13 protein-coding genes and 1 pseudogene are annotated in these 15045 nt (G+C 73.1%); 3 read left to right on the top strand and 11 right to left on the bottom strand.

The window, feature by feature from the left end; genetic code table 11:
- Positions 1-350, bottom strand: a 350-nt coding sequence (locus tag CV755_RS31020; RefSeq protein WP_277751879.1) for a NusA N-terminal domain-containing protein, incomplete at its 3' end; no start/stop codon positions are given.
- A 2-nt stretch (positions 351-352) separates the two neighbouring features.
- On the bottom strand, positions 353-868 hold the full coding sequence (gene rimP, locus CV755_RS31015) for a ribosome maturation factor RimP (protein ID WP_109283823.1): 516 nt from the start codon (positions 866-868) through the stop codon (positions 353-355).
- A 165-nt stretch (positions 869-1033) separates the two neighbouring features.
- Here rimP and CV755_RS31010 point away from each other — a divergent pair, with 165 nt between their 5' ends.
- The 3 genes from CV755_RS31010 to CV755_RS31000 are packed head-to-tail and all read left to right on the top strand — an operon-like array spanning position 1034 to position 2972.
- Complete coding sequence (locus CV755_RS31010; RefSeq protein ID WP_109278017.1) at positions 1034-1531, top strand: hypothetical protein; 498 nt, start codon at positions 1034-1036, stop codon at positions 1529-1531.
- Positions 1532-1545: 14 nt separating this feature from the next.
- Complete coding sequence (locus tag CV755_RS31005; RefSeq protein WP_241560875.1) at positions 1546-2019, top strand: ferritin-like domain-containing protein; 474 nt, start codon at positions 1546-1548, stop codon at positions 2017-2019.
- Between the two features lie 29 nt (positions 2020-2048).
- Entirely contained in the window at positions 2049-2972 is a 924-nt protein-coding gene (locus CV755_RS31000; protein ID WP_109278014.1) for an aminoglycoside phosphotransferase family protein, read from the top strand.
- Between the two features lie 102 nt (positions 2973-3074).
- On the opposite strand, the pseudogene CV755_RS30995 reads toward CV755_RS31000, so the two are convergent.
- The 9 genes and pseudogenes from CV755_RS30995 to CV755_RS30955 all read right to left on the bottom strand — a co-directional run bounded on the left by CV755_RS30995 (position 3075) and on the right by CV755_RS30955 (position 14708).
- Positions 3075-4783, bottom strand: a pseudogene (locus tag CV755_RS30995) (proline--tRNA ligase).
- A 315-nt stretch (positions 4784-5098) separates the two neighbouring features.
- Positions 5099-5632: a GNAT family N-acetyltransferase gene (locus CV755_RS30990; RefSeq protein WP_109283822.1), complete on the bottom strand. Its 534-nt coding sequence runs from the start codon at positions 5630-5632 to the stop codon at positions 5099-5101.
- 108 nt (positions 5633-5740) lie between these two features.
- Entirely contained in the window at positions 5741-6586 is an 846-nt protein-coding gene (locus CV755_RS30985; RefSeq protein ID WP_109283820.1) for a GNAT family N-acetyltransferase, read from the bottom strand.
- 127 nt (positions 6587-6713) lie between these two features.
- Positions 6714-7868, bottom strand: a complete 1155-nt coding sequence (ispG, locus tag CV755_RS30980; RefSeq protein ID WP_109283818.1) for a flavodoxin-dependent (E)-4-hydroxy-3-methylbut-2-enyl-diphosphate synthase — start codon at positions 7866-7868, stop codon at positions 6714-6716.
- Between the two features lie 164 nt (positions 7869-8032).
- Positions 8033-9334: a M50 family metallopeptidase gene (locus tag CV755_RS30975; RefSeq protein ID WP_109283816.1), complete on the bottom strand. Its 1302-nt coding sequence runs from the start codon at positions 9332-9334 to the stop codon at positions 8033-8035.
- The gene (dxr, locus tag CV755_RS30970; RefSeq protein WP_109283814.1) at positions 9331-10587 is read right to left on the bottom strand and encodes a 1-deoxy-D-xylulose-5-phosphate reductoisomerase; all 1257 of its coding nucleotides are present in this window, start codon (positions 10585-10587) and stop codon (positions 9331-9333) included. Before dxr ends, CV755_RS30975 begins: the two co-directional genes overlap by 4 nt.
- Positions 10588-10653: 66 nt before the next feature.
- Complete coding sequence (locus CV755_RS30965) at positions 10654-12588, bottom strand: acyl-CoA dehydrogenase family protein (protein WP_109283812.1); 1935 nt, start codon at positions 12586-12588, stop codon at positions 10654-10656.
- 134 nt (positions 12589-12722) lie between these two features.
- Complete coding sequence (locus CV755_RS30960; protein ID WP_109283811.1) at positions 12723-13436, bottom strand: response regulator; 714 nt, start codon at positions 13434-13436, stop codon at positions 12723-12725.
- A gap of 54 nt (positions 13437-13490) precedes the next feature.
- Complete coding sequence (locus CV755_RS30955) at positions 13491-14708, bottom strand: sensor histidine kinase (RefSeq protein WP_241561506.1); 1218 nt, start codon at positions 14706-14708, stop codon at positions 13491-13493.
- Positions 14709-15045: the final 337 nt, after the last annotated feature.

Genomic DNA, 15045 nt, shown 5'->3' with positions numbered 1-15045 from the left:
TCAYCGCCCTCCCGGCCGGCGAACTCACCGAAAGTGATCTCGTCCTCGGCGTCCCGCAGACGCTGGAGGATGACCTGCTTGGCGGTGGTGGCGGCGATCCGGCCGAAGCCGGAGGGGGTGTCGTCGAACTCGCGCGGCTCCTCGCCCTCGGCGAGGTCCTGCGGGTCCTCCTTGGCCCAGACCGTCACATGGCCGGTGGAGCGGTCCAGCTCCACCCGGGCCCGGCGGCGGCTTCCCTCGGTGCGGTGGTAGGCGATGAGGAGGGCCGACTCGATCGCCTCGACCAGCAGGTCGAAGGAGATCTCCTTCTCTCGCACCAGACCCCGCAGGGCACTCATGTCGATGTCCACGGCTACGCCTCCTCTTGGCTCTCGTCGGCGGCCTTCTCGGCGGCCTTGCGGTTGAACTCGATCTCCACCCGGGCCTTGGCGATCTCGTCGAAGGCCAGTCGGCGGGTGGTGGGCTTGCGCCCCTTGACACCGGGAACCTCGAGGTCGAGCCCCTCCTCGTCCACGGCGGTGATCCGCGCCAGCAGCTCGCCGCCCTCGGCGAGCTGGGCCTTGATCAGCCGGCCGGTGGCCCGGACATAGTGACGGTGCCTGGTCAGCGGGCGGTCGGCGCCGGGGGAGGTGACCTCCAGGACGTACGGGGCGCCGCCCATCACATCGGTGTCGTCCAGCCGCTGGGAGACCTCGCGGCTCAGCTCCGCGCACTCGTCGAGCGACACGCCCTGGTCGCCGTCCACCACGACACGCAGCACCCGGCGCTTGCCGGCCGGTGTCACTTCGACCTCTTCCAGATCCAGCTCCCGCGCGCTGACGAGAGGGGCAAGCAGCTCGCGCAGCCGCTCGCTCTGGGTGGTGCTCATCCGGGTGACTCCTCGGCCGCGTGTGCTGTTGTGGGAAAGTCGCGTGTCAGGTCAAAGCCTATCTGTTCCGGCACCCGGCTGACGATTCGGTTCCCGGTGCCCGGGCGCCGGTACCCTCGCAGGCGGCGATCATGGACCTACGGAAAGAGGATCGTGCCGCTCACCATGACGACGCGGGGCGCCGACGGCCCGCGCAGACGCAGGGTACTGGCGGGGGGCGCGGCGGCCCTCCTGCTCTCCGGCTGCTCCGGCCCCGCGCGCCGGGAGGCCGACGGGCGCGCACCCACCGAGAGCACGCTGCGCGCCCAGGCCGCGGACCGCTCCGCCGAGCTGCTGCGACGGTACGACGCCACGCTGGCCGCCCACCCCGCGCTGGGCCCCAGGCTGCGCCCGCTGCGCGAGCAGGTGGCCCGGCATGTCCAGGCCCTGGGCCCCCCGCGCGCCACGCCCCAGGCCGCCTCGCCCCATGCCACCGCGCCCTCCGCCTCCCCCACGCCACCCGGGGACGAGAAGGCGGCGCTGGGAGCCCTGGCGGAGGCCGAGCGGCGCACCACCGAGGCGCACACCGCGGCCCTGGCCGCCGCGCCCGGCGAACTGGCCCGGCTGCTGGCCTCCATCGCGGCGGCGGGCGCCGCGCACACCTATCTGCTGGGGGCGGACTGATGGATCAGGCGGCCATGGACCAGGCGAATACGGACCAGGCGGCTCTGGAGGCGGCCCAGGCGGCACTGTCCGGCGAGCACGCCGCCGTCTACGGCTACGGGGTGGCCGGCGGCCACCTGGAGGGAGCGCGCGCCGCGCAGGCACAGGAGGCGTACCAGGCGCACCGCTCCCGCCGGGACGCGCTGGAGCGCACCGTGCGGGAGCTGGGCGGCCGCCCCATGGCCGCCGCGGCCGGCTACCGGCTGCCGTTCCCGGTCACCGACGCGGACTCGGCGGTGCGCCTGGCGGCGGAGCTGGAGAACCGGCTGGCGGGCGTCTACGCCGACCTGGTGCGTGCCGCGAGCGGCGCGCTGCGCGGGGAGGCGGCGGCCGCGCTGCGCGAGGCGGCGGTGCGGTCGGTGCGCTGGCAGGGCGACGGCGTAGCCTTCCCGGGGCTCGCCGAGCGGGCCGCGTCCGCCGCGCCGAGCAGTCCGGCGGCGCGGTCCTGACCGGCAACGACGAAAGGGACAGCGCACGGATGGCCAGTGGGAACGACCGCCTAGAACCACCGGAGCGGCTCCTGCGCGCCCTGGCCGCGGACGAGGAGGCCCGGCAGTGGCTGGCCACCGTGCCGACGACCTGTCAGGAGTACCTGGCCCGCTGGGAGCTGACACCCGAACGGGTGCAACGGCCCGGCGGGCGGCGCGGCATGGTGGTGCTGGTGCGGCAGGCGGACGGCACCCCGGCCGCGCTGAAGCTCACGCCCCCGGGGCGCACGGCGGAGCTTGAGTACGCGGCGCTGGCGCACTGGCACGGGGCCAGCGCGGTGCGGGTGCTGCGCGCCGCTCCGGAGGCGGGCGCGCTGCTGCTGGAGCGGCTGCACGGGGAGGTCAACCTGCGCTCGCTGCCGGAGGCGAAGGCCGTACTGGAGGCCTCGGCGACGCTTCAGCGGCTCTGGGTTCGCCCTCCCGCGGGGCACTCCTTCCCGTCCGTGGCCGAGCACACCGCCGCCCTGGCCGGCAACCTGCGCCGGTGGCGCGCGGAGCCCTGGGCGGCGGACGCCCGGGCGCTGATCGACGAGGCGCTCGAGCTGCGCGAGGCGCTGGCCGGCGGGGCGGACGAGGAGCCGTACCTGCTGCACGGCGACTATCACCAGGGCAAGGTGCTGGCCGGGGACCGCGCCCCATGGCTGGCGGTGGGGCCGCGACCGCTGGTGGGCGAGCGGGCGTACGACCTGGCCTGGCCGGCCCGGGACCGGCTGGACACCCTGCTGGCCGCCCCGGGCGCGGCGGCCGCCGGGCGGCGGCGGGTGACCAAGCTGGCGGACTCGCTGGAGGTGGACCGGGAGCGGCTGCGCGGCTGGGCGGTCTTCCGGGCGGCCGAGGCGGGCCTGGGGGAGATCGCGCTCGGCGCCCGCCCGGCAGGCGAACTCCTGCTGGAATTCGCCCAGTCGCTCAGCTGACCGAATCGCCCTGCCGGCCCGGGCACCCGGCCGACCGAATCGCCCTGCCGACCGGGTCAACCAGCCGACCGGACAACCCCGCCGACCGGGTCGCCCGTCTGATCAGCCCTCTTGGCCGACCAGCCGTGCCACGGCCGCCACCGCCGCCTGGATCGTGAGTTCCTCCCGCTCCCCCGTGCGGCGGTCCTTCAGCTCCACCACGCCCTCCCCGGCGCGGCGGCCGACCACCAGCACGGTGGGCACACCGATCAGCTCCGCGTCGGTGAACTTCACCCCGGGGGACACTCCGGCGCGGTCGTCCACSWGGAGCKGGCCCCGGCCCGGGCCAGGTCTCCGGCCACCCGGAGGGCGAGCTCGGTCTGCTGCGTCTTGCCCGCCGCGACCACATGGACGTCGGCGGGGGCGACCTCACGGGGCCAGCACAGGCCGGCCTCGTCATGGGTCTGCTCCGCCAGTGCCGCCACCGCGCGGGACACGCCGATGCCGTAGGAGCCCATGGTGACCCGGACCGGCTTGCCCTGGGACCCCAGCACATCGAAGCCGAAGACGTCGGCGTACTTGCGGCCCAGCTGGAAGATGTGGCCGATCTCAATGGCCCGGCCGATGCGCAGTCCGGCACCGCACCGGGGGCAGGGGTCGCCCGGCTCGACAACCACCACGTCGAGGTAGCGGTCCACGGTGAAGTCGCGGCCGCAGACCACATTTCGGGCGTGTGTGCCGGGCTTGTTGGCGCCGGTGATCCAGGCGGTGCCCGGGGCGACACGGGGGTCGGCGAGGTAGGGCAGCCCCAGGCCCTGCGGGCCCACATAGCCGCGGACCAGCTCGGGGTGGCCGGCGAAGTCCTCGGCGGTCACCAGCTCCACCACGGCGGGCGCCAGGTGCTCCGCCAGCTTGCCCAGGYCCMCCTCGCGGTCGCCCGGCACACCGACCGCCGTTATCTTGCCGTCCACCTTGACCAGGAGGTTCTTCAAGGTGGCGGAGGCGGGCACGGCCAGGTGCCGGGCCAGCGTCTCGATGGTGGGGGTGTCGGGGGTGTCCAGCTCTTCGACGGGGCCGTGCGCCGCCGGTGCCGGGGGCTCCACCACGGTGGTGACCGCCTCGGTGTTGGCTGCGTAGTCGCACGCCGGGCATTCCACGAAGGTGTCCTCGCCGGCCGCTGCCGGAGCCAGGAACTCCTCGGAGGCGGAGCCGCCCATGGCGCCGGAGACGGCGGAGACGATGCGGTAATCCAGGCCGATGCGCTCGAAGATGCGGCGGTAGGCCGCGCGGTGCAGCCGGTAGGACTCCGCCAGGCCCTCGTCGGTGGTGTCGAAGGAGTAGGAGTCCTTCATCTGGAACTCGCGGCCGCGCAGCACCCCGGAGCGGGGCCGGGCCTCGTCCCGGTACTTGGTCTGGATCTGGTAGACGATGACCGGCAGGTCCTTGTAGGACGTGCACTGGTCCTTGACCGTGAGGGTGAAGATCTCCTCATGCGTGGGGCCCAGCAGGTACTCGGCACCCTTGCGGTCCTTCAGGCGGAACAGCAGGTCGCCGTACTCCTCCCAGCGCCCGCTCCGCTGGTAGGGCTCCTTGGGCAGCAGGGCGGGCAGCAGCACCTCCTGGCCGCCGATGGCGTCCATCTCCTCGCGCACCACGCAGGCCACGTTTTCCAGCACCCGCTTGCCGAGCGGCAGCCAGGTCCACACTCCGGCGGAGGAGCGGCGAACGTAGCCGGCCCGGACCAGCAGCCGGTGGCTGGCGGTCTCGGCGTCGGCCGGGTCGTCGCGCAGTGTCTTGAGCAACATCGCGGACATGCGCTGGACTTGGGGCATGGGGCGGTCTCCCTCTGGTGCGATTGCGGTGCGTGCGGTGCGCCTGCGGCGGGTCTGCGGTGCGCCTGCGGTCCGTCCGCGGTGCGTCCGCGGTGCCAGGAGGGTAACGGCGGCCCCATGCGGCCGCGCACCGGTTTTGTCTCCCGGCCGGCTGCGCCGTGCGCAGGCCAGCGCGACGGCTCCTGGACCGCTCCGTGCTCCGTGGCGGTGCGGTCCGGCGCCCTTCGGGTACGGGTCCTTGGTGGCCGGCCGCGCCGCGCGGCGGAGCCGCATGGGGCCGCGGCCCCACGCCCCATGGGGCGCCGGACCAGCCTGTTATCCGTGCAGCGGCAGGGTGGCGCCCATGACCACATAGGGGCTGGCCGCGCTGGGGAAGACCACCTGCCGGGCCAGGTCCCGGTAGCCCAGCTTCCGGTAGAGCGCCCGGGCGGGGCTCTCGGTGTCGATGGCGGAGAGGATGGAGCGGGGCTCGCTGGCCCCCGCCGTCAGGCCGGTGAGCAGGGCGCGGCCGATGTGCCGGTTCTGAAAGGCCGGGTGGACATGCAGCTCGGTGATGACGAAGGACTCGTCCAGCCAGCCCTCGGTGCCGGTGGCCCGCAGATATGGCTCGACCACGGTGGACCACCACTGGGTGCGGTCATTGGGCATGCCGTAGACGAAGCCGACCAGCCGCCCGCTCGGCGTGGTGGCGCCCAGGGCGCGCGCCCCGGGGTTGGTGAGGTGCCGCAGCACGATGTGCCGCCGTACGCCGACCTCCTCCGCGGAGAGCCCGAAGGCGAGCGCCTGCACGGCAAGCGCGTCGTCCACCCGAGCCGCCAGGTCGAGCGGTCCGACCACGATGTCATCCATGCCGGGAGGCTACCCGCCGTACGCGGCCCCGTGGGCCGTGGCGCCGGACCGGTCCGCCCCGCCCCGCGGCGCGGGGCGCGCCCGGCACGGCGGCCCCGCATGAGGCCCTCAGAACAGCACGCTCATAAAGGCGCCGGTCTCCTGGAAGCCGACCCGTCGATAGGCGGCGCGGGCGGCGGTGTTGTAGTCGTTGACATAGAGGCTGACCACAGGGGCCACCTCGCGCAGGGCGTAGCGCAGTACGGCCGCCATGCCGGTGACGGACAGCCCGCGGCCCCGGTGGCCCGGGGCGACCCAGACGCCCTGGATCTGGCAGGCCCGGTCGGTGGCGGCACCGATCTCCGCCTTGAAGACCACCTGGCCGTCCTCGACCCGGGCGAAGGACCGCCCGGCGCCCACGAGCTCGGCGACCCGCGCCTGGTACAGCAGCCCGCCGTCGCCGGCCAGCGGGGAGACCCCCACCTCCTCGGTGAACATGGCCACACAGGCCGGAAGGATCAGGTCCATCTCGTCCTTGCGGACGCGCCGCACCAGCGGGTCGGGCACGATGCCCGGCGGCATGGCGCGGGTGACCATCAGCGGCTGGTGCGCACGGACCTCCCGGGCGGGGCCCCAGTGCGGCTCCAGCAGCGCCCAGAGCGCGGCGGTGGACTCGGCGGGGCCGACGATGGAGGAGCAGCGGCGCCCCGCGCGGCGGGCCCGGTCGGCGAAGGCGCGCACCGCCTCGGGGCCGGCGCAGATGGGCACCAGGTTGGCTCCGGCGTAGCAGAGCGATTCCAGGCGGCCGGCCGCGTACCAGCCCCACATCTCGCCGCCCAGCCGCCAGGGGTCCAGGCCGGCGGTGAGCACCCGGGCGGTGACAAAGGCGTTGGCGACCGGTTCGCGGTCCAGGACGGCGAGGGCGGCGTCCAGCTCGCCGGGGTCCAGGACCTTGGTGGTGGTCGTCGTCAGCACGGGTGGGGTTGCCTCACCGTCACGGGCCGGAGGCCGAAGGGGACAGTTCCTGGCACTGTACCTCCCGGTTCCGGTGGTGGACATGACGGTGCTCCGCCACAGCGGGCGGAGCACCGGGGTCCCGTTGTCAGCTGACGGTGACTTCCGGCTCGCCGGAGGCGATGCCGTCCTTCTCCATCTGCTCGGCGAGCTTCATGGCCTCTTCGATCAGGGTCTCCACGATCTTCGACTCCGGCACGGTCTTGATCACCTCGCCCTTGACGAAGATCTGCCCCTTGCCATTGCCGGAGGCGACGCCGAGGTCGGCCTCACGCGCCTCACCCGGACCGTTGACCACACAGCCCATCACGGCCACCCGCAGCGGAACCTCCATGCCCTCCAGGCCCGCCGTCACCTGGTCCGCCAGCTTGTACACATCCACCTGCGCCCGCCCGCACGACGGACACGAGACGATCTCCAGGCGGCGCTGGCGCAGGTTGAGCGCCTCCAGGATCTGGATGCCGACCTTGACCTCTTCCGCCGGCGGCGCCGACAGCGACACCCGGATGGTGTCCCCGATCCCCTCGCTGAGCAGCGCGCCGAAGGCCACCGCCGACTTGATGGTGCCCTGGAAGGCCGGCCCGGCCTCGGTCACCCCCAGGTGCAGCGGGTAGTCGCACTGAGCGGCCAGCTGCCGGTAGGCGTTGACCATCACCACCGGGTCGTTGTGCTTCACCGAGATCTTGATGTCGCGGAAGCCGTGCTCCTCGAACAGCGACGCCTCCCAGAGCGCCGACTCCACCAGGGCCTCCGGCGTGGCCTTGCCGTACTTCTGCAGCAGACGGCGGTCCAGCGATCCGGCGTTCACCCCGATCCGGATCGGCGTCCCGGCGTCGGAGGCCGCCTTGGCGATCTCCTTCACCTTGTCGTCGAACTGCTTGATGTTCCCCGGGTTCACCCGCACCGCCGCACAACCCGCGTCGATCGCCGCGAAGACGTACTTCGGCTGGAAGTGGATGTCCGCGATCACCGGGATCTGCGACTTGGCCGCGATCACCTTCAACGCGTCCGCATCGTCCTGCGTGGGGCAGGCCACCCGGACGATCTGGCAGCCCGAAGCGGTCAGCTCCGCGATCTGCTGCAGCGTCGCCCCGATGTCCGAGGTCCGCGTCGTGGTCATCGACTGCACCGAAATCGGGGCGTCACCGCCCACGGCCACCGACCCGACCTGAATCCTGCGGCTGACCCGGCGGTCGGCGAGCTTGGTCGGCACGGAAGGCATTCCCAGCGAAATGGCAGTCATCTGGCGAGCATCCCCAAGGTGTTCATCATGGTCCCGGGATCGGCGGGCTCCGAGGGGTTCGAGGTTACGGCAAGGGGCCCGGTACGGGCACATTCGGGCGTCGGGCGGGCGGGTGCGCCGCGGCCCGGCCGTCAGCTCCCGCACGCCCCCCGCGCCCGCGGCGCCTAGGTGAGCCGTACCGGATTGACCACGTCCGCGATCAGCACCAGCAGGGTGAAGCAGACGAAGATCCCGGCCACCACATACGCCACGGGCATCAGCTTGGCGACATCGAACGGACCGGGGTCCGGCCGCCGGAACACCCTGGCGCAGGCGCGGCGCAGGGACTCCCAGAGGGCACCGGCGATGTGCCCGCCGTCCAGTGGCAGCAGCGGCAGCATGTTGAACAGGAACAGCGAGAGGTTGAACCCGGCGACCAGGAACAGCATCATCGCGATCTGCTGGGACGGCGGGATGTGCAGATTGAACACCTCGCCGCCGACCCGGGCGGCGCCCACCACGCCCATCGGCGAGTCCGCCTTGCGCTCGCCGCCGTCGAAGGCGGCGTTCCACAGGTCGGGGATCTTGCCGGGCAGGCTGACCAGGGACTCCACGCCGGACTGCACCATGTCGCCCATGCGGTCCGCGGACTGGCCGAAGGACTGCTGGACCACGCCCCTGGCGGGCGTGAAGCCGAGGAAGCCGGCGGTGACGTACTGGCCCTGGACGGGGTTGCCCTTGCCGTCGTACTTCTGGACCTGGTTCTCGATGAGGTTGGCGTGCAGGTCCAGCCGCTTGCCGTCGCGCTCCACGGTGATGGTGGCGGGGCCGGTGGTGCGGCGGATGTCCTTGGAGACCGTCTTCCAGTCGGGCGTGGCGGAGCCGTTGAAGGCGACGATCTTGTCGCCGGCCTTCAGTCCGGCGGCGTTGGCCGGGGACTTGGGGGCGTCCTTGGGGCACTTGTCGGTGTCGGCGGAGGCCTTGACGACGCAGTCCTGCACCGAGTGCACCTGGGTGGTCTCGGTGCTGATGCCGAAGGTCATCAGCACGCCGAAGAACAGCACCACGGCCAGCACCAGGTTCATAAAGGGCCCGGCGAACATCACGATCACGCGCTTCCAGGGCTTGCGCGTGTAGAACAGCCGGGACTCGTCGCCGGGCTGCAGTTCCTCGAAGGCGGCCGAGCGGGCGTCCTCGATCATGCCGCGCCAGGGCGAGGTGGAGCGGGCGCTGATCTTCCCGTCCTCACCGGGCGGGAACATGCCGATCATGCGGATATAGCCGCCCAGCGGGATGGCCTTGATGCCGTACTCGGTGTCGCCCTTCTTCCGGGAGAAGAGGGTCGGCCCGAAGCCCACCATGTACTGCGGCACCCGGATGCCGAACATCTTGGCGGTCGACAGGTGCCCGAGCTCGTGCCACGCGATGGAGAACAGCAGACCCACCACGAAGACGACTATCCCGAGGACCGTCATCAGTGCCGTCATACGTGGGCCTCCGAGGTGGTCTTGGCCGCGCCGGCCGCGAGTTCGCGGGCCCGGGCGCGGGCCCAGGTCTCCGCCTGCAGGACGTCCGGGACCGTGAGGAGGGTTCCCCGCTCGGGGGTGCCGTGCTCCGCCACGACCTCGGCGACGGTGTCCACGATGCCATTGAACGGCAGCCGCCCGGCGAGGAACGCCTCCACGCACTCCTCGTTGGCGGCGTTGAAGACGGCCGGCGCGGTGCCGCCCAGGGCACCCACATGCCGCGCCAGGCCCACCGCGGGGAAGGCCTCCTCGTCCAGCGGGAAGAACTCCCAGCGCGAGGCCGTGGACCAGTCGAAGGCCGGGGCGGCGTCCGGTACCCGCTCCGGCCAGCCCAGCCCGATGGCGATCGGCCCGCGCATATCCGGCGGGGTGGCCTGCAGCAGCGTGGAGCCGTCGATGAACTCCACCATCGAGTGCACATAGGACTGCGGGTGGACGACGACCTCGATGCGGTCGAAGGGGATGTCGTAGAGCAGATGCGCCTCGATGACCTCCAGGCCCTTGTTGACCAGGGTCGCCGAGTTGACGGTGATCACCGGGCCCATGGACCAGGTCGGATGGGCCAGCGCGTCCGCCGGGGTCACGGCGGCCAGCTCCGCCTTGCCACGGCCCCGGAAGGGGCCGCCGGAGGCGGTGACCACCAGCTTGCGGACCTCCGCACGGGGCCCGCCGAGCAGCGCCTGGAACAGCGCGGCATGCTCCGAGTCCACCGGGATGATCTGCCCCGGCTTGGCCACCGCCTTCACCAGCGGGCCGCCCACGATCAGCGACTCCTTGTTGGCCAGCGCCAGCGTCCGCCCCGCCTCCAGGGCGGCCAGGGTGGGCGCCAGGCCGATGGAGCCGGTGATGCCGTTGAGCACCGTGTGGCACTCGCTGGCGGCCAGCTCGGTGGCCGCATGGGGCCCGGCCAGGATCTCCGGCAGCGGCTCGCCGCCGTACCGCGCCGCCAGCGCCTCGCGCAGCTCCGGCGCCTTGTCCTGGCGCGCCACGGCCACCGTGCGCACCCGCAGCCGGTGCGCCTGCTCGGCCAGCAGCTCCACCCGGCCACCGGCCGCCGACAGCCCGGTCACCGTGAACCGCTCCGGGTTGCGGAGCACGAGGTCGATGGCCTGGGTGCCCACCGAGCCGGTGGAGCCGAGGATCACGACCTCGCGCGGTCCGCCGGAAGCGGGTGAGGGTACCGAGTGGCGCGGGTCAGCGAGGAAGTCCGTCATCCCCCTATTGTTGCCGCACCCCCCGTCCCGGCGGACAGGCGGTGCGGCCCCTCGGTCGGCGGTCCCTCAGTCAATGGTGCGGTGGACGTTGTCCGCCTTGGACGGCCCCGGGGTGGCGTCGGCGATCCAGGGCCCGTCGCCGCTGGGGTCGAGGATGCCGCTCTCCAGCCACTGGTACGAGCCAGCCAGCACCCTGGAGACGACCTTGCGGTCCAGGGCGTCGGTGTTCGTCCACAGCCGCCCGAAGAGCTCCTCCACGCGGATCCGGGCCTGCCAGCAGAAGGCGTCGGCCAGCTCGTACGCCTGCGCCCCGTGCTCGCCCTGGGCGCGCAGCCGTTCGGCCCGTACACAGGCCGCGCTCATCGCGAAGAGCTCCGCGCCGATGTCCACGATCCGCCCCAGGAAGCCCTGCTTGGTCTCCAGCCGCCCCTGCCAGCGGGACATGGCGTAGAAGGTGGAACGGGCCAGCTTGCGCGAGGAGCGCTCCACATAGCGCAGATGGACGGACAGGTCGCGGTGCCCCGTGGGGTGGAACTCGCCGTAGGACAGCGGCAGCTGCCCCGCGCCGGCGACCAGTTTGGGCAGCCAGCGGGCGTAGAAGCCGCCCGCCTTGGCCCCTGCTTTGGCCTTGTCGCCCAGCGACTTCTCCGGGTCGATCAGGTCGCCGGCGACCGAGAGGTGGGCGTCCACCGCCTCCCGGGCGATCAGCAGGTGCATGATCTCCGTGGAGCCCTCGAAGATCCGGTTGATGCGCGAGTCGCGCAGCAACTGCTCGGCGGGCACGGCGCGTTCGCCCCGTGCGGCCAGTGAGGCGGCGCTCTCATAGCCGCGCCCGCCCCTGATCTGCACCAGTTCATCGGCCATCAGCCAGGCCATCTCGCTGCCGTAGAGCTTGGCCAGCGCCGCCTCGATGCGGATGTCGTTGCGGTCCTCGTCGGCCATCTGGCCGGCCAGGTCGAGGATGGCCTCCAACGCGAAGGTGGTGGCGGCGATGAAGGAGATCTTGGCGCCCACCGCCTCATGCCTGGCGATGGACTTGCCCCACTGCTCGCGCGCCCCGGACCACTCGCGGGCGATCTTCAGGCACCACTTGCCGCCGCTGACACACATCGCGGGGATGGACAGCCGGCCGGTGTTGAGCGTGGTCAGCGCGATCTTCAGCCCGGCGCCCTCCGGGCCGATCCGGTTGGCGGCGGGCACCCGCACCTGGTGGAAGCGGGTGACGCCGTTCTCGATGCCGCGCAGCCCCATAAAGGCGTTGCGGTTCTCCACCGTCACGCCCTCGGCGGTGGCCTCCACCACAAAGGCCGTGATCCCGCCCTTGTGGCCCTCGGACTTCGGCACCCGGGCCATCACCACCAGCAGGTCGGCCACCACGCCATTGGTGGTCCACAGCTTCACGCCGTCCAGGACGTAGTCCTCGCCGTCCGGCACCGCGGTGGTGGCGAGCCTGGCGGGGTCGGAGCCGACATCGGGCTCGGTGAGCAGGAAGGCCGAGATGTCGGTACGGGCGCAGCGGGGCAGGAAGGCGTCCTTCTGCTGCTGGGTGCCGAAGAGCTTCAGCGGCTGCGGCACCCCGATCGACTGGTGCGCGGACAGCAGCGCCCCCACCACGGGGCTGACCGAACCGACCAGGGTGAGCGCCTTGTTGTAGTAGACCTGGGTCAGTCCCAGGCCGCCGTACCGGGTGTCGATCTTCATCCCGAAGGCGCCGAGCTCCTTGAGCCCGCGCACCGTCTCGTCGGGAATGCGGGACTCGCGCTCGATACGGGCGCTGTCGATCCCGGTCTCGCAGAACGCGCGGAGCCTGGCGAGGAACTCCTCGCCGCGCCGTACCTCCTCGGGGTCGGGCGTCGGATACGGGTGGATGAGGTCGAGCCGGAACCGGCCGAGGAAGAGCTCCTTGGCGAAACTCGGCTTCTTCCAGCCCTGTTCACGGGCCGCTTCGGCAACCTGACGGGCTTCGCGCTCGGAAACCGGCCGTACGGATGGTGCGGTCATGAGGCACCTCGCCGCTGTGGAGTCGGGGCGGTTGTCCCGGTCGCTACCGACCGGTGCTACTCGTCCGTATGTACCCCATCCGTACGGGGTCTACCAGCCCCCCGGTGCGCCCCATGCGGGGGCGCATGGGGCGCTCAGCGCGGGGCACCGGGGGTGACCAGCCCGCTCTCATAGGCGACCACCACCGCCTGGGCGCGGCTGCACAGGCCCAGTTTGGCCATGGCGCGGTTGAGGTGGGTCTTGACGGTCGCCTCGCTGATCACGAGCTCGGCGGCGATCTCGCCGTTGGACAGGCCGCGTCCGGTGTGGCGCAGCACCTCGACCTCCCGGCCGGTCAGGGCGCGCAGCGACTCGGCGGGGGGCGGGCCCGGCGCCGGGCGCCGCTGGGTGAAGGCCTCGATCAGCCGCCGGGTGACCGAGGGCGAGAACAGGGTGTCGCCACCCGCCACGGCGCTGACCGCGGCCAGCAGGCGCTGCGGACCGGCGTCCTTGAGCAGGAAGCCGGCGGCCCCGGCGCGGAGCGCCGCATAGACGTACTCGTCCAGGTCGAAGGTGGTCAGCACCAGGATCCTTGGGGGCGGGTCGGCCGCCTGGGCCAGGATGCGCTCGGTGGCGGTGATGCCGCTCAGGCCAGGCATCCGGATGTCCATCAGCACCACGTCCGGGCGGTGTGCGGCGGCCAGTTCGATGGCCTGCTGCCCGTCGGCGGCCTCACCGACCACCGTCATCCCGGGCGCGGCGCGCAGCAGGGCCGCCACCCCGGCACGGATGAGCACCTGGTCGTCCACGACGAGGACACGGATGTCCTCGGTATCGCCGGTCATTCCGCAGGTCGTTTCGCCGGTCATTCCGCTGGTCATTCCGCCGGTCATTCGTCTCCCCCGTCGTCTCCCCCGTGGCCGTCAGCGGGGAAGGGTCAGCCGGACCTCGAATCCGCCGTCGGCGCGCGGGCCGGCGACCAGGGTCCCCCGGTAGATCCTGGCGCGCTCGCGCATCCCCAGCAATCCGTGACCCTCAACGGGGCCCGGTCCGGGCGGATTTGCCACCCGCCCGTCGTCGGTGATCCGCAACTCCAGCCGGTCGGCGTGGAATTCGAGCCGTACCGTGGCGGAGGCGGGGCGGGCGTGCCTGACGACATTGGCGAGGGCCTCCTGCGCCACGCGGTAGGCGCACAGGTCGGGGCCGGGCGGCAGCCGGCGCCGGTGCCCGGCGATCTCCAGGCGCACCGGGACACCGGCGGCACGGACGCGCGCCACGGCGGTCTCCAGCCCGTCCAGGCCGGGCATCGGCTGGTACGGACCCTCGCCCGCGCCCTGCGCGGTGTCCTCCGGCCCGCCCTCGGGCCCCGTGCGCAACACCGCCAGCAGACGCCGGAGTTCCGCCTGGGCCTCGCCGCTGGTGGCGGAGATGGCGCCCAGGGCGCCCCGCGCGGTGCCCGGGTCGGTGGTGAAGACATAGTGGGCGAGCCCGGCCTGCACCGAGATCACGGACATATGGTGGGCGACCACATCGTGCAGTTCGCGGGCGATGCGCATCCGCACCTCGGCGAGCGCACGGCCGGCGTTCCCCGCCTGTTCCCGCCCGAGTTGGGCGGTGACCTCGGACAACCGGGCGCGGTGCCGGGCCAGTTGGCGCGCCCCATGGGCCAGCCACCACACGGCCGGCAGGCTCGGCGCCGCAGCCGAGGCGGCCACCGGCCACCAGGCGCCATGCGCGGGCGGCGGCCCCGCATGGGGCAGCGCGACGGCCGGCCAGACCACGGCGCAGGCCAGCACCCAGCCGGCGCCGGCATGGGGCGGGCGGGCCGCCGCCACCGTGGAGCAGGCGAGCAGCGCCCCGGGCACCTCGGCGACCGGCGGGAAGCCGGCGGCGACCAGGACCGGCCAGAGCAGCAGATACAGGGCGCAGACGGCTACGGGCGCGTACCGGCGGGCGGCCAGCGCCAGATTGGCCGGGACCGCCAGGGCGTAGGCCAAGCCGTCCGGCGGGCGCCAGCCGACGGGCGGCAGCGTCCGGGCCAGCAGCAGGGCGGCCGCGGTGAAACCCAGCGCCAGGGGCAGGTCCCATGCCAGGCGCGGCGGCCGGCCCGCGGGCGGCCCCGCCGCCCTGTCCCTCCACATCACCGCAGCGTAACCAGGGGGCGGGCGGCGAGGCATCGGCCCGGTGGTGCAGCGCCGGGCTACCGCCTGGGGTGGAGGGGCGGTGCCGGCTACCGCACGGGTTGAAGCCGGGATTCCACCCGGCATGGGACGACCCGGCGCGGGCCCCACGCGTAGCGTCGGGGGCGACGGGGGAGGCAGTGCGCTCCGGAGCGGGCGCCCGGAGCGCACTGCCTGGCCGAGCGCTCTTGCCCGGCCGGCCCGTTGTACTCAGCCGGACCGCCTTGCCGTGGCCGGGCCTGCCGTCTTGCGGGGCAGGACCGCTTGCCCGGCGGGGCCGCCTACAGGGCAGGGGCCG

This window comes from Streptomyces orinoci (genome assembly GCF_003121295.1).
Classification (GTDB): domain Bacteria; phylum Actinomycetota; class Actinomycetes; order Streptomycetales; family Streptomycetaceae; genus Streptomyces; species Streptomyces orinoci.
This window is presented reverse-complemented; position numbering and strand designations above follow the sequence as displayed.

Excerpts from the sequence above, each read along its gene's own strand:
- rimP (WP_109283823.1), bottom strand. The coding sequence starts at position 868 with ATGAGCACCACCCAGAGCGAGCGGCTGCGCGAGCTGCTTGCCCCTCTC.
- CV755_RS31010 (WP_109278017.1), top strand. The coding sequence starts at position 1,034 with ATGACGACGCGGGGCGCCGACGGCCCGCGCAGACGCAGGGTACTGGCG.
- CV755_RS31005 (WP_241560875.1), top strand. The coding sequence starts at position 1,546 with ATGGACCAGGCGAATACGGACCAGGCGGCTCTGGAGGCGGCCCAGGCG.
- CV755_RS31000 (WP_109278014.1), top strand. The coding sequence starts at position 2,049 with ATGGCCAGTGGGAACGACCGCCTAGAACCACCGGAGCGGCTCCTGCGC.
- CV755_RS30990 (WP_109283822.1), bottom strand. The coding sequence starts at position 5,632 with ATGGATGACATCGTGGTCGGACCGCTCGACCTGGCGGCTCGGGTGGAC.
- ispG (WP_109283818.1), bottom strand. The coding sequence starts at position 7,868 with ATGACTGCCATTTCGCTGGGAATGCCTTCCGTGCCGACCAAGCTCGCC.
- CV755_RS30975 (WP_109283816.1), bottom strand. The coding sequence starts at position 9,334 with ATGACGGCACTGATGACGGTCCTCGGGATAGTCGTCTTCGTGGTGGGT.
- dxr (WP_109283814.1), bottom strand. The coding sequence starts at position 10,587 with ATGACGGACTTCCTCGCTGACCCGCGCCACTCGGTACCCTCACCCGCT.
- CV755_RS30965 (WP_109283812.1), bottom strand. The coding sequence starts at position 12,588 with ATGACCGCACCATCCGTACGGCCGGTTTCCGAGCGCGAAGCCCGTCAG.
- CV755_RS30960 (WP_109283811.1), bottom strand. The coding sequence starts at position 13,436 with ATGACCGGCGAAACGACCTGCGGAATGACCGGCGATACCGAGGACATC.
- CV755_RS30955 (WP_241561506.1), bottom strand. The coding sequence starts at position 14,708 with ATGTGGAGGGACAGGGCGGCGGGGCCGCCCGCGGGCCGGCCGCCGCGC.